General features: G+C 51.2%; 22 protein-coding genes. 13 read left to right on the top strand and 9 right to left on the bottom strand.

Features of this window, described 5'->3' with window-relative positions; translation table 11 throughout:
• Positions 1-30: 30 nt before the first annotated feature.
• From CBR65_RS02670 to CBR65_RS02680, 3 genes are read right to left on the bottom strand one after another with little or no spacing between them, the layout of a single operon-like run.
• Entirely contained in the window at positions 31-732 is a 702-nt protein-coding gene (locus CBR65_RS02670; RefSeq protein WP_232461327.1) for a TIGR04211 family SH3 domain-containing protein, read from the bottom strand.
• A gap of 41 nt (positions 733-773) precedes the next feature.
• A complete protein-coding gene (locus CBR65_RS02675) occupies positions 774-1,073 on the bottom strand; it encodes a YciI family protein (protein ID WP_087465420.1) in 300 nt (99 codons plus the stop codon).
• Positions 1,074-1,112: 39 nt separating this feature from the next.
• Positions 1,113-1,937 carry a VC0807 family protein gene (locus CBR65_RS02680; RefSeq protein ID WP_232461328.1) on the bottom strand — a complete coding sequence of 275 codons (825 nt, stop codon included), beginning with the start codon at positions 1,935-1,937 and terminating at the stop codon, positions 1,113-1,115.
• Positions 1,938-2,019: 82 nt separating this feature from the next.
• Here CBR65_RS02680 and CBR65_RS02685 point away from each other — a divergent pair, with 82 nt between their 5' ends.
• From CBR65_RS02685 to CBR65_RS02705, 5 genes are all read left to right on the top strand, one after another.
• Complete coding sequence (locus CBR65_RS02685; protein ID WP_087465421.1) at positions 2,020-2,856, top strand: PHP domain-containing protein; 837 nt, start codon at positions 2,020-2,022, stop codon at positions 2,854-2,856.
• Positions 2,857-2,911: 55 nt separating this feature from the next.
• Entirely contained in the window at positions 2,912-3,538 is a 627-nt protein-coding gene (locus tag CBR65_RS02690) for an L-threonylcarbamoyladenylate synthase (protein WP_087465422.1), read from the top strand.
• A 184-nt stretch (positions 3,539-3,722) separates the two neighbouring features.
• On the top strand, positions 3,723-4,583 hold the full coding sequence (locus CBR65_RS02695; RefSeq protein WP_369825657.1) for a ScpA family protein: 861 nt from the start codon (positions 3,723-3,725) through the stop codon (positions 4,581-4,583).
• On the top strand, positions 4,580-5,539 hold the full coding sequence (scpB, locus tag CBR65_RS02700) for an SMC-Scp complex subunit ScpB (protein ID WP_087465424.1): 960 nt from the start codon (positions 4,580-4,582) through the stop codon (positions 5,537-5,539). The genes CBR65_RS02695 and scpB overlap by 4 nt, the downstream gene beginning before the upstream one ends.
• Positions 5,540-5,715: 176 nt before the next feature.
• Positions 5,716-6,630 (top strand): pseudouridine synthase, encoded by a 915-nt coding sequence (locus tag CBR65_RS02705; protein ID WP_087468890.1) that lies wholly within the window; start codon positions 5,716-5,718, stop codon positions 6,628-6,630.
• A gap of 112 nt (positions 6,631-6,742) precedes the next feature.
• Here the strand turns inward: CBR65_RS02705 and CBR65_RS02710 are convergent, their stop codons facing one another.
• From CBR65_RS02710 to CBR65_RS02720, 3 genes are all read right to left on the bottom strand, one after another.
• Positions 6,743-7,660 carry a GGDEF domain-containing protein gene (locus tag CBR65_RS02710; RefSeq protein ID WP_087468891.1) on the bottom strand — a complete coding sequence of 306 codons (918 nt, stop codon included), beginning with the start codon at positions 7,658-7,660 and terminating at the stop codon, positions 6,743-6,745.
• A gap of 323 nt (positions 7,661-7,983) precedes the next feature.
• Complete coding sequence (locus tag CBR65_RS02715; RefSeq protein WP_087465425.1) at positions 7,984-9,378, bottom strand: ATP-binding protein; 1,395 nt, start codon at positions 9,376-9,378, stop codon at positions 7,984-7,986.
• 6 nt (positions 9,379-9,384) lie between these two features.
• Positions 9,385-10,083 carry a response regulator transcription factor gene (locus CBR65_RS02720; RefSeq protein ID WP_087465426.1) on the bottom strand — a complete coding sequence of 233 codons (699 nt, stop codon included), beginning with the start codon at positions 10,081-10,083 and terminating at the stop codon, positions 9,385-9,387.
• A gap of 252 nt (positions 10,084-10,335) precedes the next feature.
• Between CBR65_RS02720 and CBR65_RS02725 the strand changes: the two genes are divergently transcribed.
• The gene (locus tag CBR65_RS02725; protein ID WP_087465427.1) at positions 10,336-10,836 is read left to right on the top strand and encodes a Spy/CpxP family protein refolding chaperone; all 501 of its coding nucleotides are present in this window, start codon (positions 10,336-10,338) and stop codon (positions 10,834-10,836) included.
• 295 nt (positions 10,837-11,131) lie between these two features.
• Positions 11,132-11,674, top strand: a complete 543-nt coding sequence (locus tag CBR65_RS02730; RefSeq protein ID WP_087468892.1) for a flavodoxin — start codon at positions 11,132-11,134, stop codon at positions 11,672-11,674.
• A 4-nt stretch (positions 11,675-11,678) separates the two neighbouring features.
• Here CBR65_RS02730 and cmoB read toward each other — a convergent pair whose 3' ends face one another.
• Together cmoB and cmoA are read right to left on the bottom strand one after the other, a co-directional pair.
• Complete coding sequence (gene cmoB, locus CBR65_RS02735) at positions 11,679-12,650, bottom strand: tRNA 5-methoxyuridine(34)/uridine 5-oxyacetic acid(34) synthase CmoB (protein WP_087468893.1); 972 nt, start codon at positions 12,648-12,650, stop codon at positions 11,679-11,681.
• Positions 12,650-13,387, bottom strand: a complete 738-nt coding sequence (cmoA, locus tag CBR65_RS02740) for a carboxy-S-adenosyl-L-methionine synthase CmoA (protein WP_087465428.1) — start codon at positions 13,385-13,387, stop codon at positions 12,650-12,652. Before cmoA ends, cmoB begins: the two co-directional genes overlap by 1 nt.
• A 136-nt stretch (positions 13,388-13,523) precedes the next feature.
• Between cmoA and CBR65_RS02745 the strand changes: the two genes are divergently transcribed.
• The 6 genes from CBR65_RS02745 (at position 13,524) to CBR65_RS02770 (ending at position 20,445) form a co-directional block, all read left to right on the top strand.
• A complete protein-coding gene (locus CBR65_RS02745) occupies positions 13,524-15,317 on the top strand; it encodes a bifunctional diguanylate cyclase/phosphodiesterase (RefSeq protein ID WP_087468894.1) in 1,794 nt (597 codons plus the stop codon).
• 90 nt (positions 15,318-15,407) lie between these two features.
• On the top strand, positions 15,408-17,039 hold the full coding sequence (locus CBR65_RS02750; protein WP_087465429.1) for a tetratricopeptide repeat-containing response regulator: 1,632 nt from the start codon (positions 15,408-15,410) through the stop codon (positions 17,037-17,039).
• A gap of 22 nt (positions 17,040-17,061) precedes the next feature.
• Positions 17,062-17,775, top strand: a complete 714-nt coding sequence (locus CBR65_RS02755) for a sensor histidine kinase KdpD (protein ID WP_232461329.1) — start codon at positions 17,062-17,064, stop codon at positions 17,773-17,775.
• 134 nt (positions 17,776-17,909) lie between these two features.
• The gene (locus CBR65_RS02760) at positions 17,910-18,818 is read left to right on the top strand and encodes an FHA domain-containing protein (RefSeq protein WP_087465430.1); all 909 of its coding nucleotides are present in this window, start codon (positions 17,910-17,912) and stop codon (positions 18,816-18,818) included.
• A 77-nt stretch (positions 18,819-18,895) separates the two neighbouring features.
• Positions 18,896-20,122, top strand: coding sequence for a DUF5610 domain-containing protein (locus CBR65_RS02765; protein ID WP_087465431.1), 1,227 nt, complete (start codon positions 18,896-18,898; stop codon positions 20,120-20,122).
• 71 nt (positions 20,123-20,193) lie between these two features.
• Positions 20,194-20,445, top strand: coding sequence for a glutaredoxin family protein (locus tag CBR65_RS02770; protein ID WP_087465432.1), 252 nt, complete (start codon positions 20,194-20,196; stop codon positions 20,443-20,445).
• Here CBR65_RS02770 and CBR65_RS02775 read toward each other — a convergent pair.
• A complete protein-coding gene (locus CBR65_RS02775; RefSeq protein ID WP_087465433.1) occupies positions 20,442-21,674 on the bottom strand; it encodes an EAL and HDOD domain-containing protein in 1,233 nt (410 codons plus the stop codon). The two genes, CBR65_RS02770 and CBR65_RS02775, sit on opposite strands and share 4 nt — an antisense overlap.
• Positions 21,675-21,813: the final 139 nt, after the last annotated feature.

Here is a 21,813-nt window from a genome sequence, read left to right on the forward strand (position 1 = left end):
GTAACTCATTAGTAATCTCCACATCTCACATCAACGCCATTCTGACTGCCGCTTGCGTTTGCCCAGCGCTTGTAACAGGAAAGACAAAATGACCCCACAAATTAACAAGCCCGCACCATATACCCACTGGTTGTAGCGCTCAGCATCGCGCAATTGCTCGTTCTCCGCTTGCAATACATCCACTCGCGTTTGTAACAACTGATTATTTTCGTGGATACGCTGGTTTTCTTGCTCCAGATCCACTGCCGCAGCGGAGGTTTGACGCAGGCTCTCTGTGTTCTCTATTAGCGCTTGATATTCCTGCTGCAAGGTTTCATGTTCGACCTGTAATTGATCGTGTGCTTTTTGGCGTTCCAGAGCTTCTTTCGCCGAGGATGAGGCTTTAGCCAATTGGGCATTGACCCGCTCAAGCTTAATGGCCGCTGTCGGTTCATTAATCAGGTGCTGGGTACGAATCCAACCTTGTACCCCATCGGTTGTCTCCACCAATGCCCAGGCGTCATTGCTCGCGTCCTGTTCTTCGCGAACCAGACGCAAACGTGTTCCGCTGGTCAGCGCCGCCTTTACGACTTCCGTGTTGTTACTCATGCCGGCACGTAGCGGCACATACATCACGTCAGAAATGTAGCGCACATTGGCTTGCGCAAACACATTCAGTGAAACCACCACCGAGATCAGTGAGCAAATCAAAGCCAGGCGCATTGATGGCGGAATAAGCAGGTTTTTTTTCACGGCGATTCAGTTCCTGTTGTCAGCGAGGTGAAGATGATGTGTTATGGCAAAACTTTTTTAAACGGCTTGACGATAACCTTTTGGTAAACCCCGGCTGCTACATAGGGGTCGGCGGCGGCCCAGGCTTCGGCATCCTGTAAGGATGGAAATTCAGCCACAATCAAACTGCCACTAAAGCCGGCATCGCCGGGGTTATCGGAATCGATCAAGGGGTGTGGTCCAGCCAGTACAAGACGCCCGGCATCTTTAAGTGCTTGCAGGCGCGCAAGGTGATCCGGGCGCGCACTTTTGCGTAAAGCCAAACTGTCGGTAACGTCTTCGCTGATGATGGCGTAAAGCATGGTTGTTCCTTACATAAAAAATTAGTTGGCCGAAAAGAGTCAGTTGGCGCTGCCATCGTTGATAATGTCTTCGAGCGTCAGTTGGGTAAGCCGATGAATATTGCGGAACAGGTAATACATTGCTCCCATCATGAAGATGGTGACCGGCAGTGCAATAACTGGAAAGCTGAGCGCTGTCATCTTGCCCAGCTCCGCATTGAAGGCTTCGGTGCCTGGCGCACTGACCACCAACATCTTCGCCAGGATATAGTTCAGTGCGGATGATAAAAAGAACGAACCGGCGACCAGAAAGGAAGCGTTTTTCAAGGTTTTTTCGAAGGCTGCTTCGGTGCCGTTTTGCTTGAGCGCCGCCGCAATCTTGTCGACCTTCAGAACGGTGTCGTTGTAGAGAAAGGTTTTGACGAGAGGATAGGGTGTTTTAATCGAAATCAATGTCACAAGGCCGATCAGGCCGGGGATGGCGGCTTCCTTGATCGCAATATATTGCGGGTCCAGTTGCAGCAGGCTGATGCCGCCGGTAAGCAGCACGCTGATAAAACCCAGCGCTGAGAAAATATTAAATTTGCGATTGATGAAAAAGTCGCGCAAACCGTAAGTAATCGGAAAGGCGAGCGCAACCACCACGGCCCACTGTGTCCCCAAATGCTGTTCGCCGCTGAGTTTCATCAGGATCAAGGTGGGAATCACAATATTCAACAGAATATTGAACAGCAGGTTTTCTTTTTTCGGTTTGCGCGCGTTGGTTTTATCCGGCGAACCCGTGGTATTTGGAGAAGAGTTGTCGGAATTCACGGTATTTTCCACTTTGTTGTCAGAAACGGTTTCAGTCATTGTCATTACCGGTGTCATAATAGGTTGCGTCATAACAAGCTTTGTCCCTTGTTATTGACCTGATCCGCCTCCTGCTTCCATCCCTGTGTACCACTAGACGTGTAAGGAATTCGGTTTGATTTTTGATCTTCACTGTCACAGTAATCAGTCGGACGGTATTTTAAGCCCTGATGCCTTGTTGTCGAGGGCTAAAGCGAAAGGCGTCGACGTACTGGCGTTGACAGATCACGATACCATAGCCGGTTTGGCGAGCGCCCGGCAAGCGGCCAGTCAACAAGGTGTGCAGCTTATCAATGGAATCGAATTTTCCAGCCAGTGGGGCCGGAATGGCGCGCATATTGTGGGACTGGGTGTAGATACTGCAAGTTCCTCATTACGAGATGCCATTACCGCTCAACAGGATGCCCGTACCCAACGCGCGCTGGCGATTGCAGAACGCCTGCAAAAAGCCGGCTTTTCCGATGCGCTGGAGGGCGCGCAAACCTTGGCTGGTGATGCGTTGGTGGGGCGCCCTCATTTTGCCCAATGGTTAGTGAATATCGGTGCTGTAGCTAATATGAATGCGGCATTCAAGAAATATCTCGGTGCCGGAAAGCCTGCCGATGTGAAATATCAGTGGCCTGTGATGTCCACTGTTATTGAATGGATTCACGCTGCGGCAGGGGTTGCGGTGTTAGCGCACCCCTGCAAATATGATCTGACGCGAACCAAGATGTGCGCGCTGATCGGTGACTTTGCCGCTGCTGGGGGCGATGCGTTGGAAGTTATCAGCGGTCAACAGGCTGCCGGCGTCGCAGAGGATCTAGCGCGTATCGCTGAAGCGAATCAACTTTATGCATCTTGCGGCAGTGATTTTCATATGCCCGACCAACCCTGGCAGGAATTGGGCAATTTCGGTGTATTACCCACGCGTTGCCGCCCGGTATGGCAGCTGTTGGGATTTCAAGCGTAAGCTGCGTCAAGCAGCCGGCAAACACAATAGACAAGAAGAAATGTAAGGAGTAACTGTGGCGCAGTTTTTTCAGATTCACCCTGATAACCCGCAAGCCCGCCTGATCACTCAGGCGGTAGATATTATCCGTAAAGGTGGGTTGGTTGCCTATCCGACGGATTCTGCCTACGCGGTGGGCTGCCACATTGGCGACAAGATGGCGCTGGATCGCATCCGTGCTATGCGTCAACTCGATAAACATCACAACTTCACCCTGATGTGCCGCGACCTTTCAGAGCTGGCGACTTATGCCCGTGTTGATAATCGGGTTTTTCGGTTATTGAAAAACCATACGCCCGGACCTTATACCTTCATTCTGGAGGGCACCGCCGAAGTGCCACGTCGTTTGATGCACCCTAAACGCAAAACCATCGGATTGCGTGTTCCCGACAACAAGATTGCGCTGGCCTTGATGGAAGAGCTGGGCGAACCTCTGATGACCAGCAGCCTGCTCCTGCCCGGGGATGAATTTCCCCTGAGCGACCCTTACGACATTCGCGATACGCTGGAGCATCACGTTGAACTGGTTATTGATGGCGGCTATTGCGGCATAGAGCCCACCACCGTCATCGACCTGACCGGGGATACACCGGAACTGATTCGCCAGGGTAAAGGTGATTTCTCAGATTTCGCTGCTAATTAATTGATTTTAAATGCTTGTTAGGGATTTCCCGCGGTGCTGTCACCACTGCGTAATAATGGCTATAATGCCCCCCTCAATCCGCCCGGGGTGTGTAGTTTTTTGTCGTTTCGGGCGCTTCCGTGGTTAATGTGGATCTCTCTTTGTGAATAATCCTATCAGCGATACCCTCGACGAGGCTGGCGAAGTGACGACCGATTCGTCTTCCACGCCGCCTGCGCCCGAAGCGCAACCGGGAGATAGCCACGGAACTCCTCATCGCCCCAGTCAGGCTGAAATGCCTTTTGCCATGGTTCACGGCAAGGCCTATACCCAGTTACCTCAGGATCTCTACATCCCGCCGGATGCTCTTGAGGTTTTCCTCGAAGCCTTCGAGGGGCCATTGGATTTACTGCTCTATCTGATCCGGCGCCAGAACATCGATATCCTCGATATCAATGTCTCTGAAATCACCAGTCAATACATGGCCTATGTGGACCTCATGGAAGCGCACCAGTTTGAATTGGCTGCCGAATATCTGGTGATGGCAGCGATGTTGGCGGAAATTAAATCGCGCATGTTGCTGCCGCGTTCGGCGGAAGAAGAGGAAGAGGGTGAAGATCCCCGCGCTTCATTGATTCGCCGTTTGCAGGAATATGAGCGCTTCAAACAGGCTGCTGAAGATGTAGATAAGTTGCCGCGCATCGGACGCGATGTCTATCAGGCTACCGCCCAGGCACCGGACCGTAACCTTACGCGCCCGGAGCCGGATGTTGAATTGCAGGAACTCCTACTGGCACTGTCCGAGGTGCTGCGGCGTGCCGATATGTTTGAAAGTCACCATGTATCACGTGAAAAACTCTCCACCCGTGAACGTATGGCCCAGGTACTGGATAAACTGGCGCACAACCATTTTGTTCCTTTTGTCAGTCTGTTCAGGATTGAAGAAGGGCGCCTGGGGGTTGTGGTGACCTTCCTGGCGGTGATGGAATTAATCAAGGAATCGCTGGTAGAAATTGTACAGAGTGAATCTTTTGGACCAATACACGTAAAAGCTCGCATGTCATGACCATAGAAAATACTGACGAAATTACATCGGAACTCGACGAATTCGAGCCGGACAATGAAAACCTGGAAGAGAGCGGTCGCGAAGAAGATCGTGATGAGGACGTGGATGAAGGTAGCGAGGAAGACAGCCCCGCCGTCAACCCCCATTCGCTCTCCGTTGACCAGGAACAATTGCGCAAGATTATCGAAGGTGCGCTGCTCGCAGCAGGTCAGCCGCTGACCGTGGCGCGGCTGCTGGAATTATTTGATGAAAAAGTCGCACCCACCAAAGAAGAGGTATTGGCTGCTTTGCAGGCGATAGAAACCGCTTGTGAGGAGCGCGGCTTCGAGCTGAAAGAAGTCGCGTCCGGTTGGCGTTTCCAGGTGCGTGAGGGGCTTGCTCCCTGGGTCAATCGTATGTGGGAAGAGAAACCGCAAAAATACTCCCGTGCGCTGCTGGAAACCCTGTCGTTGATTGCCTATCGTCAACCGATTACCCGTGGTGATATTGAGGAAATTCGTGGTGTCGCGGTGAGTTCGCACATCATGAAAACATTGATGGAGCGTGAGTGGGTCAAGGTCGTCGGCCATCGCGATGTGCCGGGGCGGCCATCACTTTATGCCACCACACGCCAGTTTCTCGATTACTTCAACCTGAAAAGCCTGGAAGACCTGCCATCCTTAAGCGAAATTCGCGATCTGGATGAAATGAACCCCGTGCTCAATCTGGGTGGCGATGAGGAAGGATTAGGTGAGCCGGATACCGATGCGCCTATCCCGGATAACCCTGACGCTGCTACTGAAGACGCCGCAACCGAAGACAGTCTCGAAGAGTTTGTCGAAGGTGAAGATGCCTTTGAAGTGATTGAAGACTCGCCCCAGGACCTTGTCGATGACAAGGCGACGCTGAGCGACACAACAGACACCAACCCTGCGGCAGACGCCGCGAATGAGGACGAGGAGCCTCGCAACGACTAATCTTGTTGCACTAGCCTATGGTAAAAAATCCCCATCAAGATCCATCCGACAAGCCGCGCAAATCAGGTAAACCGGCAGCGTCCGATCGACCCGTAAACAGCAAGAAAACACGCCCTCAACCGCCGGTTGGTGCCGGTAAAGCAAAATCTGCAAAACCTCGTTCAACTGACAAGTCCGTGTCTGTCGATCATGGGGCTGCCAGTGGCGCGGCGACTGGCAATGCCGGCGATGAGAAGCTTCAGAAGGTATTGGCTCGTGCAGGGCTGGGTTCCCGACGCGAGATGGAGCGTGCGATCGAGGGCGGGGCGGTCAAGGTGAATGATCAGATTGCCAAACTGGGTGATCGGGTCACCCCCGCCGACAAGATATTTTTTAATGGTCAACGGGTCGCCACCCGGACCGACATGTCCCGCCGCCGCGTTATTCTTTACAACAAACCGGAGGGCGAGATTTGCTCGCGCTCAGACCCGGAAGGGCGCCGCACGGTTTATGACAGCCTGCCACCCATTAAAGGCGAGCGTTGGATCTCCGTAGGACGACTCGACTTCAACACCAGCGGCTTACTGCTGTTTACCAACGACGGTGAGTTGGCCAATAAGCTGATGCACCCTTCATCAGTGATCGACCGCGAATACCTGGTGCGCATTCAGGGAACGGTGGATGACGAGATGAAAGAGCGTTTGCTGGAAGGCGTGTTGCTGGAAGATGGCGTTGCACGTTTTACCGATATCGTTGAGGGTGCGGGCGAGTCGCGCAACCGCTGGTTCTATTGTGTCGTGATGGAAGGACGCAATCGTGAAGTGCGGCGTTTGTGGGAATCCCAGGGCGTTAAAGTCAGCCGACTCAAGCGCGTGCGATACGGCAATATTTTTATTCCTTCCCATGTGCGCGTCGGGCAGTGGATGGAGTTAACTGAAAAGGAAATTTACGACTTGTGCCTTACGGCCGGTTTTGATAAAGGCAGTTTGGGCAAGCCCACCCCGCCGACACGAGACGAAGCCATCAAGCTCCAACGCCATGAAAAACGCTTGCGGGCCGCTTCGGCGCCGCGCCGGCCCGTTGTTCCGCCTCGTAAAAAACAGCCTGAATAATTTTTTACTGACCTGAGCAATTTTTACTGAATAGCGCCGGCCCCGATTGCACGGCCGGTTCGCAATATTGCATGCTTTTTATTGATGTTTTTGAAGTGTGGGGCGGGCTGGATCAGCTCGCCGCCTGCAAATTCATGATGCAATTGCGACCGTTGGCTTTAGCGTAGTAAAGCGCCTTGTCTGCTCGCTCAAATATTGCATCGATTTTTTCTTTATCGCGTCCCCGGCTTCCTACACCGATACTCACGGTGGTGGCAAAGCTGTCTTTTTCCTCACCGAAGCGCAATTTAGCAATTTCACGCCGCAGTCTTTCCGCGATAATCAACGCACCGCTGGCGCCGGTTTTCCTCAGCAGTACAACAAATTCTTCACCGCCGTAACGAAAGGTGATATCTGATTCCCGACATACAGTTTGAATTCTACTCGCAACTTCTCGCAGCACCTGGTCGCCGCGACTGTGGCCATGTTTGTCGTTGATCAATTTGAAGTGATCGATATCAATCATCAATAATGACAGATCCTGGTCATAGCGCTCGGCCAGTTGCAGTTCCTGGCGCAAGGCTTTATCCAGGGCAATGCGATTTCCCAGTCCGGTCAATGGATCTTGCAGGGCTAAAGCGATGGCGTCCTGGTAACGGAGTGCATTGCGTAAGGGATACACCAAATGAGCCAAAAGACTCTCAAGCAAAGCAAGTTCCTCATCCGCAAAACGTTTGCTGCGGCTAAGGACAACCTCACCCAAATAACTTTCGGCGACATTTAATCGATAGTCGCAATGATGAACGGCCTCGCGACCCAGTTTCAGTGTTTCATCATGGTTGAAGTGATAACGCAGCCCTTGTGCACCCAGAATGTTTTCCAGGTGAGAAAAGAACACAGCAATAATCTCGCGCGGCTCCTGATTGATTTGTAATCCCTGCATAAGTTTGTTGCGCGCTTCAAGCAGCTCCGGCGCTGAAAGGTGAGGTATTGCGGACGGGGCAGCAGAATATTCGCCCTGAGCAGTTTCGCTCCGTGCGTTTTTCACCATGGTCATATCCCGCATATGCTTTACCTGTTATTCAACTCTTGTTGCTGCGCAAGCAATCCGTTTAGTAAATACTTGAGGATGCTACAGGCAGGTTTCGCCAATGATCTGGCTTTGCTTATTGAGTTGTGAGCGAAAAGTATGCCAGCTTCGTTGTAGCTATTAAAATGCTAATAAAATCAATCAATTAAACGGTTATATTAATTTTATTTGTGAGCTGATTGCGACGGGATTGTGGCGTATAAATCATTGATTGGCGGCAAGAATTTGCCGCTCGTCAAAAGTTTGGCTACTGGCTACTGGCTACTGGCTACTGGCTAGGGCGGTTAGGTTTTTTTCTCGGCGGGGATTTGCACGCTGACGCACAAGCCGCCATTGATAAGATTGCGGGCGCTGATCTTGCCTTTGTGCAGGGCAACGGTCCGCTGGGCAATAGCCAGACCCAAGCCATAGCCACCGCTTTCGCGGTCCCTGGCCTGATCCGTGCGGAAGAATGGCTCGAAGATATCCTCCAGGGCATTTTCCGGTACGCCGGGGCCACTATCACAAGTGTGGACGATGTATTGTTGGTCGCTGTCCAGATAGTGCAGATCCAGGGTAATACTGCCCCCCTGGGGGGTGTAATGCAGCGCGTTGCGCAGGATATTCTCGAACACACCGATCAACATATTGCCGTGGGTTTGCACCAGTGCTTCGTCGACGGTGGAGCTCAACTTCAGATCAATGTGCTTGTCTTCGGCATCCTGACGGTAATTTTCCAGCAGGGTTTCCAGGAGAACCTGAATATCCAGCGCGTCGTCCAACTCCCATTCACCGTTATCCAGCACGGGCAGGGCGAGGATGTCAGAAATCACATTATTCAAATAATCTGCCGCTTGTTTAATCCGCGCGAGTTCCTTATCGACGCTACCATTACTGCGTTGCTGGGCGAGACCCAGGGCGATTTGCAGGCGGGCCAACGGCGAGCGCAACTCGTGGGAAACATCTTTAATCAGACGCTTTTGTTCGAGCATGGCTTTTTCAAGGCGCTCGGTCATGTGGTCAAAATCGCGGCCCAGCGCGGCAATTTCATCATTGCGCCCGGAGAATTGCTTGCCGACCCGCACACTTAAATCACCGCGCGCAATTTGTTGTGTTGCTTTCTGCAAGGTATTCAGGCTGCGCGTGAAATGGCGTGCGAGGAAGAAGCAGGCGCTGCCGCTGATCAGTATTGAGACCAGCAACAACGGCCAGATATTCTCGATAAACATTTCCCACAGGATGTCGCGATCCGAGCCGTCATCTCGGCCTGGGGAGATGGTGATCAACTTCACGCTATTGCCATCGTTAAGCGTGATGTAGCGACCGAATAATTTGCGATTGCGATCCTGGACTTTATCGTAGGGATGACGACTGGTGAGTTTGGGCAACAAAACCAATACGCCGGGAGGCAGGGGGCGATCCAGCAGATCGCGGTTGTCTTTGTCCACCACATAGAAAAAACGGGTGGACCATGCGGGCATGCTACGCATGTCCTGCATCACCTGTTTGGTATTGCGATTGATCGCCGCACCGGTCATTTGAAACAGCAGGCGTTTGGCCGGCTCTTCGTCGCGATCAATTGAGCGTTGCATGCGGTCCGGTGTCATGTCGAACCAATGCACGACGACGTTAGTGGCCACAATAATCAGGGCGGTAATCAACCAGAAGGTGATAAATATCTTGAGATACAGGCGGGTCATGAAGGGTTATTCGGTATCGTTCAATGTAAGCATATAACCTGCACCGCGAACATTGATAATCAAATCCTTGTGGGCACCGACGGCGGTTAGTTTTTTGCGGATATTGCTGACGTGTACATCAATACTGCGATCATAAGGGGTCAGTTTGCGATTCAATGCCTGTTCCGTCATTTCATCTTTACTGATCACTTGCCCCGCACTGCGCACCAATAACTCCAACACACTGAATTCTGTACCGGTCAGAGGCACATCAGTGTCTTCCCAGGTCACACTGCGACTGCCCAGATGAAGGGTCAATTTGTCTGAGCTGATCCGCTCCACCGCCTGTTGCGCAGCCTGGTTTGGCGTAGCCCGACGCAATACTGCGCGGATGCGTGCAACCAGCTCGCGCGGGTCGCAGGGTTTGGGCAGATAATCATCAGCACCGATCTCCAGACCGATCACCCGATCAATCGTGTCGCCTTTAGCCGTGAGCATCAGTACCGGCGTCTGGCATTTCTGACGCAATTGTTTGAGCACATCAAAACCATTGCGGATGGGCAGCATGACATCGAGAACGATAGCGGCGTACTGATTGTGGTTGGGAAGGTCTACGGCTTGCTGTCCATCGTGCACCATGTCGACGACGAAGCCTTCAGTGGAGAGATATTCATTCAGTAATTGGCAGAGTTCTTTATCGTCATCGATCAAAAGCAATTTATTCATGGGTAGTCCATCTGATCAGATACTGTGGAAGTAAGTGTGCTACAGCGCCACGCAAAGTGTCATGGTTATTGTGAATTGTTTAACCCTTCTTAACATTGCATCAGAGATACTGGCTCCAACGACAACAAGAGCATTTCATCAGGCTCTCGTCGTAAAAACCTGTTGGTAACTGACCTGAGTGGGTATTACTTGAATGATAGGTCGCGTTGCCAAGAGAGCAAGTCTGATCGACTAACCCTCGGAGATTCAATTATGAATACGATGAAAAATTGGCGTCATCTTATCACTGGTATTACCACCCTGGCGGTGGTTTCTTTGGGCAGTTACGCCCTGGCGGAAGAGACCGCAGACCCAGGTAAAGATTGCAAAGGCAAACACAGCTTTCATCAACACATGAAAGGAGACCGCCCATTTGAACACATGGCCAGAATGCTGGAACTCACCGACGAACAAAAACAGACATTAGCCGCACATAAAGATGAGCAACGCGCAAACTATCGTGAACAGCGCCAGCAAGTTCGTGAAGCGCAGCGAGCATTACATCAGGCGGTTGCCAACAACGCGGATGAAGCAGAAGTAGCCATACTGGCGGATAAACTGGGCGACCTGAATGCACAACAAGTGATCGCGCGGGCCAAGGACAAACAGTTTCTGCTCAGCATCCTGACACCGGAACAGAAAGAAAAAATGGAGCAGATGAAATCAAAGCGTAAAGAACACTGGCGCGAAAAAGCGGCTGATACCCGGGCCTGATCCGCTTCCTTCTGTTATCTGAATTGACATTAGCACAACGCAAGTTTGGCGTTAGGCTCTATGTTTCGAAACCCTCAATTCAGGGATGAATTGAGGGAGCTACAGGGAGGTATGCATGTGTTTTCGAAACATAGAGCCTAATGACAAACGAACTACGAAGCACCCTTGTAGTATTTATCACGAAGTTTGACCCTTGCACCCAACAAACAATGTTGGGAAAATCCGCACTCTTTTTGGCGGGCTCTAGCGGCCCGCCGACTCGATTCCTTTATATTCCGGCAATCCCGAGGTGAATGTGGGCAAGATAGGTCTGTTTTTCGGCAGTGACGAAGGTAATACCGAGCGTGTTGCCTACCGTATCCAGAAACGCTTCGGCGAAGATATGGTGGATGTGATGGATATTGCCGATGTTACCCAACTGGAATTTGCCGAGTACGACCGGATCATCCTTGGCATCCCCACCTGGGATTTTGGCCAGATTCAATCAGACTGGGAAGAATTCTGGGATGACATCGCCGCCGTGGATTTTGCTGGCAAGACGGTAGCCCTGTTCGGCTTGGGTGATCAGTTTGGCTACGGCGACTACTTTCTCGATGCCATGGGCATGCTGCACGATGTCATTATCCAGTCCGGCCCGGTCATCGTCGGGCACTGGCCCACGGAAGGCTATGAATTTGACGCATCCAAAGCCGAGATTCCCGGTGCGGGCATGTTTGTCGGCCTCGCATTGGATGAAGACCAGCAGGAACAACTGACCGCAGAGCGCCTTAATCGCTGGTGCGCCCAGGTTCACGCCGAGTTTGGCTTGGATACACCCTTGCAAGCCCTGGACGATTGATCAATCAGGGCGCTTCCGCCAGAAATACGGCGCGAATCGGCGCCGGATGGCCCTCCGCCGTTAACGCCGGGTTCTCAGGATCGAGAAATTCCGGCAGGGAATGGAAGCGCATCCAGTGGGTGGAGCGTTGTTCATCCGCAGTGGTAGGGCAGACATCCGCCACCCGCGGATTCGCAAAACCCATCTTGCGCAGCCAGGACACCAGCGTGGCGCAACTGGGCAAGAACCAGACATTATTCATCATCGCGTAACGGCCTTCGGGCACCAGCACCTCGCCCATCTCTCCTTCAATAACCAGCGTTTCCAACACCAATTGTCCGCCGGGACGTAAGGCTTCTTTCAGTTCGCGCAGATGATCCATAGGCGAGCGCCGATGGTAAAACACACCCATGGAAAACACCGTATCAAACGCCTGAAGTTTGGGAGGCAGGTCTTCTATACCTACCGGTAACACATCCACCGGAGCCTGCGCGTCAATCAGCTGTTTGATCATATGGAACTGCACGACGAAGCGCGGAGAGGGATCAATACCAACAACCCGTGAAGCGCCTGCGCCCAACATACGCCAACAGTGATAACCGTTGCCGCAGCCCACATCCAGAATCAGTCGATCCTTCAACGGCGTTAGATGCGGTAAAACCCGATCCCACTTCCAGTCCGAGCGCCATTCGGTATCGATGTGAATCCCATGGACATGGTAGGGCCCTTTGCGCCAGGGAATGAGTTGTTCGAGGGCCGCGCGCAGCTGTGCGCGAGTGGTTTCATCACAATCATCCGTGTTACCGATGACGACGCCACGCTGCAAATCGATCTGCGACGCTTTAACTGATGGCATTTGCATCAATGCCTGTTTCCAGCCCGGCAGATCACCGTAGCGTTGTTCGCTCAGGCCTGCAGCAATTTGAGCCGGCAAATCGGGCAGCCAGGGGGCGAGGGGCGTGTGGGGTAAGGCGGCGAGCAGAGCGTGGTAATCCATCATGGTTTGATTGCAATCATGGAGGCGAAATTAAAACATTGAAACCAGACATCCACGCTGCCAAAACCTGCCTCTCGCAGACGTTGGCGATGGGTCGCCAGGGTTTCGGGAATCAGCACATTTTCAATTGCGGAGCGCTTACGGGCAATCTCCAGATCGCTGTAACCGTTGCTGCGTTTGAAATTGTGGTGCAATTCGATCATCAGTTCATGATGAGGCTGGTCTTCAAAGGCAACCTTTTCAGACAATATCAATACGCCGCCAGGCAATAAGCCCTCGTAAATGGCCGTTAGTACAGCCAGGCGCTGGTCAACCGGAATGAACTGTAAGGTGAAATTCAGAACCGCCATGGAGGCGCGCTCAATATTGATGTCTTGCACATCGCCACAGACCAGCTCTACAGAAATTTCCCCGCTGTCGGCGGCAATAACTTGTTGGCAGCGTTCAATCATCGCGGCTGAATTATCAACACCGAGGATTCGGGTATTGGCGGCCCGAATGCGATGACGCATCGCCAGGGTCGCTGCGCCCAGAGAGCAGCCGAGGTCATAGCAGACACTGTCCGCCTGAACATAGCGCTCGGCCAGGTTGCCAATCATATTGATGATGGTGGCATACCCCGGAACTGAACGTTTGATCATATCCGGAAAAACATTGACGACGGTTTCATCAAAAACAAACGGCCCTGATTGGCCCAGGGGATTTGCATAAATGTTGTCGGGTTTATGGTCGGACATAGGTGTTGTCGGTTTGATAAATGGGGGCGCATTGTAACGCTCTGGCGGCAGGCAGAGTAGTTAAGTTTGTGTAAAAACGGCCCTGGTATCGATGCAATTTCATCAAAACGTCACAATTCAAAACGATGATATTGCGATGAATACACGCCAATCCCTTCCCTCTGTAAACGCTCTTTCTCCCGCGCAACCGGACCTGCACAGAGAATTGCAGCGCTTGATTGATTTACGTTTGCTGACGCCATTATTTCAGCCAATTTTTGCGCTCGACAGCCTTCGAATTCTTGGCTATGAAGCCTTGATTCGCGGCCCGGAAAATAGCCCGCTGCATACACCTGATCAACTCTTTGCTGCGGCGCGCTCGGCTCGTCATCTGGCGAGCCTGGAATATGCGTGTCGCGAAGCATCCTGTCACCAGTTCGTGAGCCTGGGTTTGCCCGGGAAGTTATTTCTCAATATGTCGCCCCTGAGTTTCACTGACAGTAATTACCGCGATGGTGTAACCCGGGAAATCCTCCAACGTGTCGGTTTAAACGCAGAACGCTTGGTATTTGAATTGACAGAGAACCAGCCGTTGGATGAGTTCGAATTGTTGCGTTCCGCATCGGACCATTTCAAGCGGCAAGGGTTTGCAGTGGCACTGGATGATCTGGGAGCCGGTTACGCGGGCCTGCGGGTATGGAGTGAGTTGCGACCCGATTATGTGAAGATTGATCGCCACTTTATCAGCGGAATCGATCAGGATGCGGTGAAGCGGGAATTTGTTCGTGCGATGCTCGATATTGCCCATCGCATGGGCAATAAAGTGATCGCAGAAGGCATAGAGACTGCTGCCGAATTGCGCACCTTGATCGCGATGGGCGTGGAGTATGCGCAAGGTTATTATCTGGCGCGGCCCATGGCAGAGCCAATGCGCCAGGCTCCCCCGGTATTATCCGGTTTTCAGCGCGAACGCTTTCCCCGTCATCCGGATTTTTTTCACCGCACCGTGGGCGACATACTGGCTGACTCGGTAGTCGTTTCGCCCGGCACGCCAGCGGCGGACGTCGTCAAGATGTTTCGCGCGGATGTGCGCCTGACCTGTGTCCCCGTTGTTGCCGGCAATCAACCGATCGGTATGGTCAGTCGTGTGGAATTATTGAATATCTTCGCGCAGCGCTACGGTCATGAGTTGCACTCCACGAAATTGATTACCGAGTTTGTCAGCCCACTGTCCCTGACGTTGGAAATTGATACTGAACTTAAAGTAGCAGGCCAACTGATCACAGAAGATCCCCAGCAAAACCTGAGTGTAGATTTTATTATCAGCGAGCAAGGGTTATATCGTGGGGTAGGTACAGTGCGGAATCTTTTGCGCTGTATCACGGAAGAAAAATTGCGCGCTGCGCGCCACAGTAATCCGTTAACGCAATTGCCGGGTAATGTCCCGCTGTATGAATGGATTGATTACCTGCTTAACAGCTACACGGAATTTGTGGTGGCCTATTGCGATATCAATCAATTCAAGCCATTTAATGACACTTTTGGTTATAGTTATGGTGATGAAGTCATTGTGAAACTGGGGCAGTTGCTGATGGCGAATGTGGATACGGAAAAAGATTTTGTTGGTCATGTAGGCGGTGACGATTTCATCGTTGTATTTCGCAGTGAGGACTGGCGCGCGCGATGCGAAGATATTCTGGCGTCGTTTACGGATGTCTATCACACCGTTCTGCCCACACCGCAGAGTGAATACTGGAGCCATGATCGCGAAGGTAACCGCCAGCGTTTTGGTCCACTGACGCTTGCAATAGGTTGTGTTCAACCCGATCCGCTGGCATGTATGACGCACCATCAGGTTTCCTTGCTTCTGGCCGATGCAAAACACAGTGCCAAGCGAGGTAATGGAAACTGTATATTCGAGTCGCGCCGTCGCACACCTTATCCTTCCTGATTCTCAATTTTTCTTGCTCTGGCACTTTTCTCCCGGATAAATTGGACTATGCTCCAACAATAGCTTTTTTGGATTGGAGAGAGGCTCCCTATGGCTGAGGCGGAATACCATAAGCTACACGCCTTGATAGTAGACGACTTCGATAGCTTTCGTGTGACTGTCAGTAATATGTTGCAGGACATCGGTATTCAGTTCATTGACAGCGCCGTTAATGGTGCCGATGCCCTGCGTCACTGCAAGAATAAATCCTACGATCTGATTCTGTGTGATCATAACCTGGGCAAGGGGAAAACCGGCCAGCAGGTTTTGGAAGATTTGCGCGAGAATGGCCACCTTAACCGTTATGCCTTATTTGTATTGATTTCGGCGGAGTCGAGTAAAAGTATCATCATGGCCGCCTATGATTACGAGCCAGATGCCTATCTCACCAAACCCATCACCACCAAAGCCTTGCAGCAACGCCTGGGTCGTTTGTTTGCACAGCGTGCGCGCATGTTGCCGATTATGCAGGCAATGGATGATGAACGATGGGAGATTGCCGAAGCCTTGTGCCTGCGTGAGATCAAAGACAGTGGGCGCTATGCCAATCAGTGTCAAAAATTTCTGGGGCAGCTCTATATCCTCACTGGCCACTATGAGAAAGCCGAGACAGTTTATCGGGATGTGCTGGACGTGCGACAACTGGATTGGGCGCAAGTGGGGATGGCGCGGGTTAAAAAATTGCAAGGCGATCTGGTGAGCGCCCAGCAGTGGCTTGAAGACGTGATGAGTACCAATCCCTTATGCATGAAAGCATACGATCTTCAAGCTGAGATTTATCGCGAACAGCCTCTGCATAAACGCTTGCAGGACGTATTACAGCAGGCCGTGGAAATATCGCCTCTGTCAATCTTGCGGCAACAACAATTGGGCGATATCGCCATGATGAATAATGATGCTGAAACAGCAGCCAACGCGTATCGACGAACCGTGCGCCTCGGTGAAAACTCTTATTATGATCGATTGGAGAATCACACGGGCTTTGCGCGGGCAACGCTGGCGTTATTCCGTGAAGATAAAATACTGGCCAAACCCTTATTGCGTGAGGCGCTGAAAACGATGGCGGAACTGGAACAACGTTTCAGCAAAACGCCCGAAGAAAAAGTTGAAACACAACTGATTGAATCGCAACTGCTTGCATCCAATGGCGAAGCGAAGAAAGCAGAAGAGCTATTACAAAATGCGCGTAATTTGAGTGCGAACATTGAGGCCTTGCCCATTGATACTGAGGTGGAATTGGTTCGGGCCTATACCGCTACCGGCCAAAAAAATATGGCGGATGAACTGACTCGTAGCTTGTTGGAACGCTATAAAGGTTCGGAGCGAGACCTGGAAAAACTGGATGCGTTGCTGGAAGAGCCCGCCAGTGAGAAAAACCGCTCCCTGGTGGCATCTATAAATAAAAAGGGTATTGCTTGTTACGAGTCTCAAGACTATGACGCGGCGATTCAATGCTTTAAAGATGCATTGCAAACTTTCCCAAACCACATCGGTATTCGTTTAAATCTGGTGCAAGCGTTGGTGGATAAATTAAAGCTGGATGTTGACGCCGCTTCCATGGATCTGGCAATCGATACCCTGGCGCAGATCGACGATAAAATCGTGCCGACCCATGACCAATATCGACGCTTTCGCCAATTGCAGGACATGTTGCGCAACCTCGATAACAACCGTCGACGTTGATCCATTTTTGTGAGCGTTTTATATGATTGATGATAACGATATGACCTCTGCCAAAGACACGCCTCTGGATTTCGCCTTTGTGCTGGCGTCCAGTGTTCACGATATGAAGAACTCCCTGGGGATGCTGCTGAACACGCTTGCGACCATGATGGAAAAGTCTCCACCACAAGATGCGGAACAGACCAGAACCTATGCCGTACTGGAATATGAGGCCGCGCGAATCAACAGTGAGTTGGTTCAACTCTTGTCGCTTTACCGGATGCAGCATGAACACCTGTTAGTGCAGATAGATGAGCACCATGTCATTGATGTACTTGAAGAACAGCTGGCTCGTAACGATATGCTATTTCGTACACGGGGTATTCATTTGCAGCTGGATTGCGACGAAGATTTGAGTTGGTATTTTGACGGGGAGCTGATCGGTGGTGTGATAAATAATATTCTGGTGAACTGTGCGCGCTACTGTCGCAGTACTTTGCTGGTTTCTGCCAAGATTATCGACAATAAACTCTGCATAGCCATAGCCGATGATGGTCAGGGTTATCCCGCCAGTATGTTAGCTGCACCGCATGAGATAAATGCCGGCGTATCATTTTCTTCCGGTAGCACTAACCTTGGGTTATTGTTTGCGCATCGTGTTGCGGCTTTGCATCGCTCCCGCGAGCAGCAGGGTTACATTCAACTGGCCAATCAGGGCCCTTTGGGTGGTGGTGTGTTTCAACTTTGGTTGCCTTAGTAATCTATCCAAGTGATTCACAGTTGAAATGCGGCGCATGCTATAGCATTATCCGCGGTGCCCTCCGAATTAACCCGGTGCTCTTTAGGCCTGGTGCTCTCTAGACCCGGTGCTCTCTAAATAAGGAACCTTATATGCTAAAAATCCGCTTCAAAAACAATAAATATAATGCGGTATGGTTAGTAGAACCAAAGGTATCCATTGGTCGGCTTATAACCAATGATCTGGTTGTCGATGATGCAGACGTTGCCGATAGTCACATTGAAGTTCTGGTCGAGCACGAACAACTTACCTTGAAAAATCTGGTGCCTGAAAAACCGGTCAAGGTGAATGACGAGGAAGTCTCCAGTATTTGCACATTGAAACCGGATGATGTGATCACGCTTGGAGCAGTAGAGCTTCAGGTAATTGATCCCAAACGCGAACCCAAGGAAGCGGTAGTCGAAGCTGGTAATGTCACCCAACTACGAACACCAACACCCAAGACAACCGGTTGGGCATTGAAAGCTAATCACACCGCGCTGGCTAATCGTGTTTTTCCTATCAAGGAAATGACCATCGTGGGGCGCGCTACCGAATGCGACATCAGTCTTGCCGCTGCACACTTGTCCCGCCGACACGCACAATTGCAAGTGCTGGACGGACTCCTTTATGTCAAAGATCTGGGGTCCGCCAACGGCACCTTTGTGAATGGAAAACAAGTAACAGAGGCGAGGGTAAAGCGCGGCGACGAGCTTCGCTTTGATACTCTCAGTTTTGGTGTAATAGGCCCTACGACTGATGACCTGGCCAAAACCACGGTGCGTTCGCCGGCATCAAAAGTGCCGGATGCAACGCCGATCCCGAAAACCAAACCTATCGCCAAACCCCGCCAATCTGCACATGTTGCTGGTGATGTGAAAGCGGCCGGTCAACGTTCAATTCACGCGCGACCTTCCCAGCCTCGCGAGGAAGATACGCCCAGACATGGTCGGATGGGGCTGGCGTTATTGGTGATTATTGCCGTGGTAGTGGTTGCCGCACTTTATTTCACCCGCCGTTAAAAAAGCGGCTAAAGTTGATTAAACTTTGGCCGATAACCCTCAGTAATCGACGTTGATTAAGCTGTTATGGGGGTTCAATGCAAATTCCACCGCTTTCCCAGTCACCGTTTCGTTTGAGCAGTCATGCTCAAACGACGGATGGTAACCGATCAGACAATACCCGTTTGCAATCCGGTATTTCCCGAGATCCTGCTGTTTCTTCCGCCACCTCCCGGCAAGACGCGCTTGCGCTCTTTGAGCGCACACTGACCATGGGCTATGAAAAATTACAGGCCAAGCAGGGCGCAGTGGGTCAATTTGCGGCCCTTGAACCACTGACGGCAGAAAAAGTCGCGGGTAATATCCTGGGCTTTATCGAGCGTCGTCTACAGATGGATGTCGCCGAAGGTGCTACCCAGGAGCAACTGGCGTCGCGCCTGGAAGCGGGACTGGCGGGTTTCAAGAAAGGTTTTGCAGAAGCCAGTGAAAAGCTGAAAGCGCTGAGTATGCTATCGCCGGACGTTGAACAAGATATTGGCAAAACCTACAATCTGGTGTTGACCGGTGTTGATGCCCTCAGAGAAAAATTCCTTGGCGGGCTGGTAAAAAACGAACCCACAACTACACCTGAGACCACCCCACAGGCGACGCGCCAGCAAGCTTATGCAGCCTTGGCCAGTAGCAGCTATCAATACGCCAGTGCCAGCAGTTTCAGTTTTCAATTAACGACAGCCGAAGGTGATAAAGTCACCATTTCTGCCAGCAGTGCCCAAGCGTTTAGTGGTCAATATGCGCGAGGTGTTGCGGGCAATAGTGAGAGCTATACCTTGGCTGAGACGATGAGTGCATCCTACAGCTCTACCCGTGAATCCAGCTGGTCAATCCAGGGCGATTTAAATGATGATGAGATGCAGGCCATTGAAGAACTGTTGGGGCAAATTAATAAGCTGGCCGGTGAGTTCTTCAACGGCAATCTTGACGAGGCTTTTAATCAGGCTTTGGCGCTGGGGTATGATCAGCAACACATCACGGCTTTCTCGCTGAATTTAACCCAAGTTGAAGTACAGCGGGTGAGCACGGCCTATCAACAATTTAATGATGCACCTATCGGGGAAAATCCTGGTGAGCATCTCTTGCCCGTCGGCAAATTTGTTCGTGACTTGTTGAATGCTTTGGAGACGGCAAATAATTTTTCTGAGCCGGAAACCTTGTTGCTGGATTTAAGCGAAAAGATTGTAGCAACGGATGAAAATGAAACGTCATCTCCCGCTCAACGTTTCCGCGATTTTGTTGAACAGGTGCTACACAGTATGAAGCCTGTTTGATGGTCCTGAGTCCTGCCAGGTGCTGAATAAATAAAACCTGTTACAATTCTTTTTTTGTAGCAGGTTTTTTTATGTCACCTCTTATTCTTTATACCACGGCGGGCTGTCACCTGTGCGACACCGCCAAGACCGTGTTGTGGCCATTGCTGACAGAGTTCGGATTGCGTTTGCAGGAAGTTGATATTGCAGAGTCAGATGCGCTCATTGAACGGTATGGTATTCGCATCCCGGTTGTTGCATTTGAAGGGGCGGCTGCGGAATTATCCTGGCCTTTTGTTGCGGAGCAAGCGCGGGATTTTATTGCCGAGCATAGTCAGGGTTAACGTGGATTAAAGCCCATGGTTTCCATGGTGGTGGTAACCCAGGTCAGCGCATCCAGATAAATATGGGATAGTGTATCCGGAGAGATATTGCGCGAGCCGAGATAATCCCAATCAATTTTATCCCATTCTGCGCGCTCATAATGCTCAACGATATCGAGCACTTTTCCTTCATCTCCCAAATGTTGTAACAAGGCTTCGTTCAATTGTTCACTTAAGGAAATATTGCTGAGTAAAATTTCCAGGGGGGCATCCATAAATGCATCCAAGGTCGACAATAAACCTACAGTAAAAAAAGTATCCTGACGTTTTTTACCGCTCATGGTCGCGGCAATAATTTCGCACATTCGGGCGCGCGTCAGCGCGGCAATACTTAGTTCCATCGGTTTATCGCCGAGATTCGCCATCGCCAGCAAATTTACCCAATTCTTGATGATGTTTAATCCCAGCAAGGTAATGGCCTGGCGCAGTGATTCAATTGTGCGTGGCAGGGCGAAGGCGGCGGAGTTGACCAAACGCAAGAGTTTGTAGCTTAACATGGGGTCGCGTGCAACCAACTGTTCTACCTGTTCCAGTGGGACATCCGGGTCGTGTAAAACAGACAGTAATTGCAGTACTGCTTGTTTATTTTCGGTGATCTTGCGTCCCTTGATCACTTTGGGGCGCGCGAGAAAATAGCCCTGGAATAAATCAAATCCCGCATCCTTGCAGTATTCGAGCATCTCGTAGGTTTCTACTTTTTCCGCTAGCAACGTAAGGCCGAAGGGCTTGAGGTAATCGATATGTTCGCGGATTTGGTCGGGCGACAATTGCAGGACATCCAGTTTAATAATGTCCGCATAGGGAATGAGGTCTCGCGTTTCATCGGTCAGCTCAAAGTCATCCAGTGCAATGGTGTAACCCTGCTCGCGCAGACTGCGCAGACTGTGCAACATTTGTGCATCAATTTGTTGACCTTCAAGCACTTCCACAACCAGTTGCCGTCGGTCGAATGGCGGTGGGGTCAGAAGCAAGGTGCGGGTGAAATTAATGAAGGCCTGATGATGACCGACGACACTGTGGATGGATAATTCGGTAAAGGTATGCAGCAGAACTTGTGAGCTGGCCATGTCGCCGCCATCTGCTGTGTATTCATTCAAATCACAACTTCGGCATAGCAGCTCATATGCAACCACTTGCATCTTGCGATTGAAGATCGGCTGGCGCGCCAGCAAAGGCAATAACTCGGACATAGACTACTATGAAATCCTTACCGTTGATCAACCATGCGAGTCTGGTGGCATCAATGATGTTGAACTAGCTGCCCTTCATTGTATGACTTATATGGCTAAATGAAAACTCAGGTCAGGGCGAGTATGGCCTCGTTCCGAT

Source organism: Cellvibrio sp. PSBB006 (assembly GCF_002162135.1).
In the GTDB taxonomy this organism is placed as follows: domain Bacteria; phylum Pseudomonadota; class Gammaproteobacteria; order Pseudomonadales; family Cellvibrionaceae; genus Cellvibrio.

Coding starts and splice junctions, on each gene's coding strand:
- cmoB (WP_087468893.1), bottom strand. CDS start 12,650: ATGGATTACCACGCTCTGCTCGCCGCCTTACCCCACACGCCCCTCGCC.
- CBR65_RS02675 (WP_087465420.1), bottom strand. CDS start 1,073: ATGCTTTACGCCATCATCAGCGAAGACGTTACCGACAGTTTGGCTTTA.
- CBR65_RS02725 (WP_087465427.1), top strand. CDS start 10,336: ATGAATACGATGAAAAATTGGCGTCATCTTATCACTGGTATTACCACC.
- CBR65_RS02680 (WP_232461328.1), bottom strand. CDS start 1,937: ATGACGCAACCTATTATGACACCGGTAATGACAATGACTGAAACCGTT.
- cmoA (WP_087465428.1), bottom strand. CDS start 13,387: ATGTCCGACCATAAACCCGACAACATTTATGCAAATCCCCTGGGCCAA.
- CBR65_RS02715 (WP_087465425.1), bottom strand. CDS start 9,378: ATGACCCGCCTGTATCTCAAGATATTTATCACCTTCTGGTTGATTACC.
- scpB (WP_087465424.1), top strand. CDS start 4,580: ATGACCATAGAAAATACTGACGAAATTACATCGGAACTCGACGAATTC.
- CBR65_RS02710 (WP_087468891.1), bottom strand. CDS start 7,660: ATGGTGAAAAACGCACGGAGCGAAACTGCTCAGGGCGAATATTCTGCT.
- CBR65_RS02765 (WP_087465431.1), top strand. CDS start 18,896: ATGCAAATTCCACCGCTTTCCCAGTCACCGTTTCGTTTGAGCAGTCAT.
- CBR65_RS02750 (WP_087465429.1), top strand. CDS start 15,408: ATGGCTGAGGCGGAATACCATAAGCTACACGCCTTGATAGTAGACGAC.
- CBR65_RS02760 (WP_087465430.1), top strand. CDS start 17,910: ATGCTAAAAATCCGCTTCAAAAACAATAAATATAATGCGGTATGGTTA.
- CBR65_RS02720 (WP_087465426.1), bottom strand. CDS start 10,083: ATGAATAAATTGCTTTTGATCGATGACGATAAAGAACTCTGCCAATTA.
- CBR65_RS02745 (WP_087468894.1), top strand. CDS start 13,524: ATGAATACACGCCAATCCCTTCCCTCTGTAAACGCTCTTTCTCCCGCG.
- CBR65_RS02775 (WP_087465433.1), bottom strand. CDS start 21,674: ATGTCCGAGTTATTGCCTTTGCTGGCGCGCCAGCCGATCTTCAATCGC.
- CBR65_RS02755 (WP_232461329.1), top strand. CDS start 17,062: ATGATTGATGATAACGATATGACCTCTGCCAAAGACACGCCTCTGGAT.
- CBR65_RS02770 (WP_087465432.1), top strand. CDS start 20,194: ATGTCACCTCTTATTCTTTATACCACGGCGGGCTGTCACCTGTGCGAC.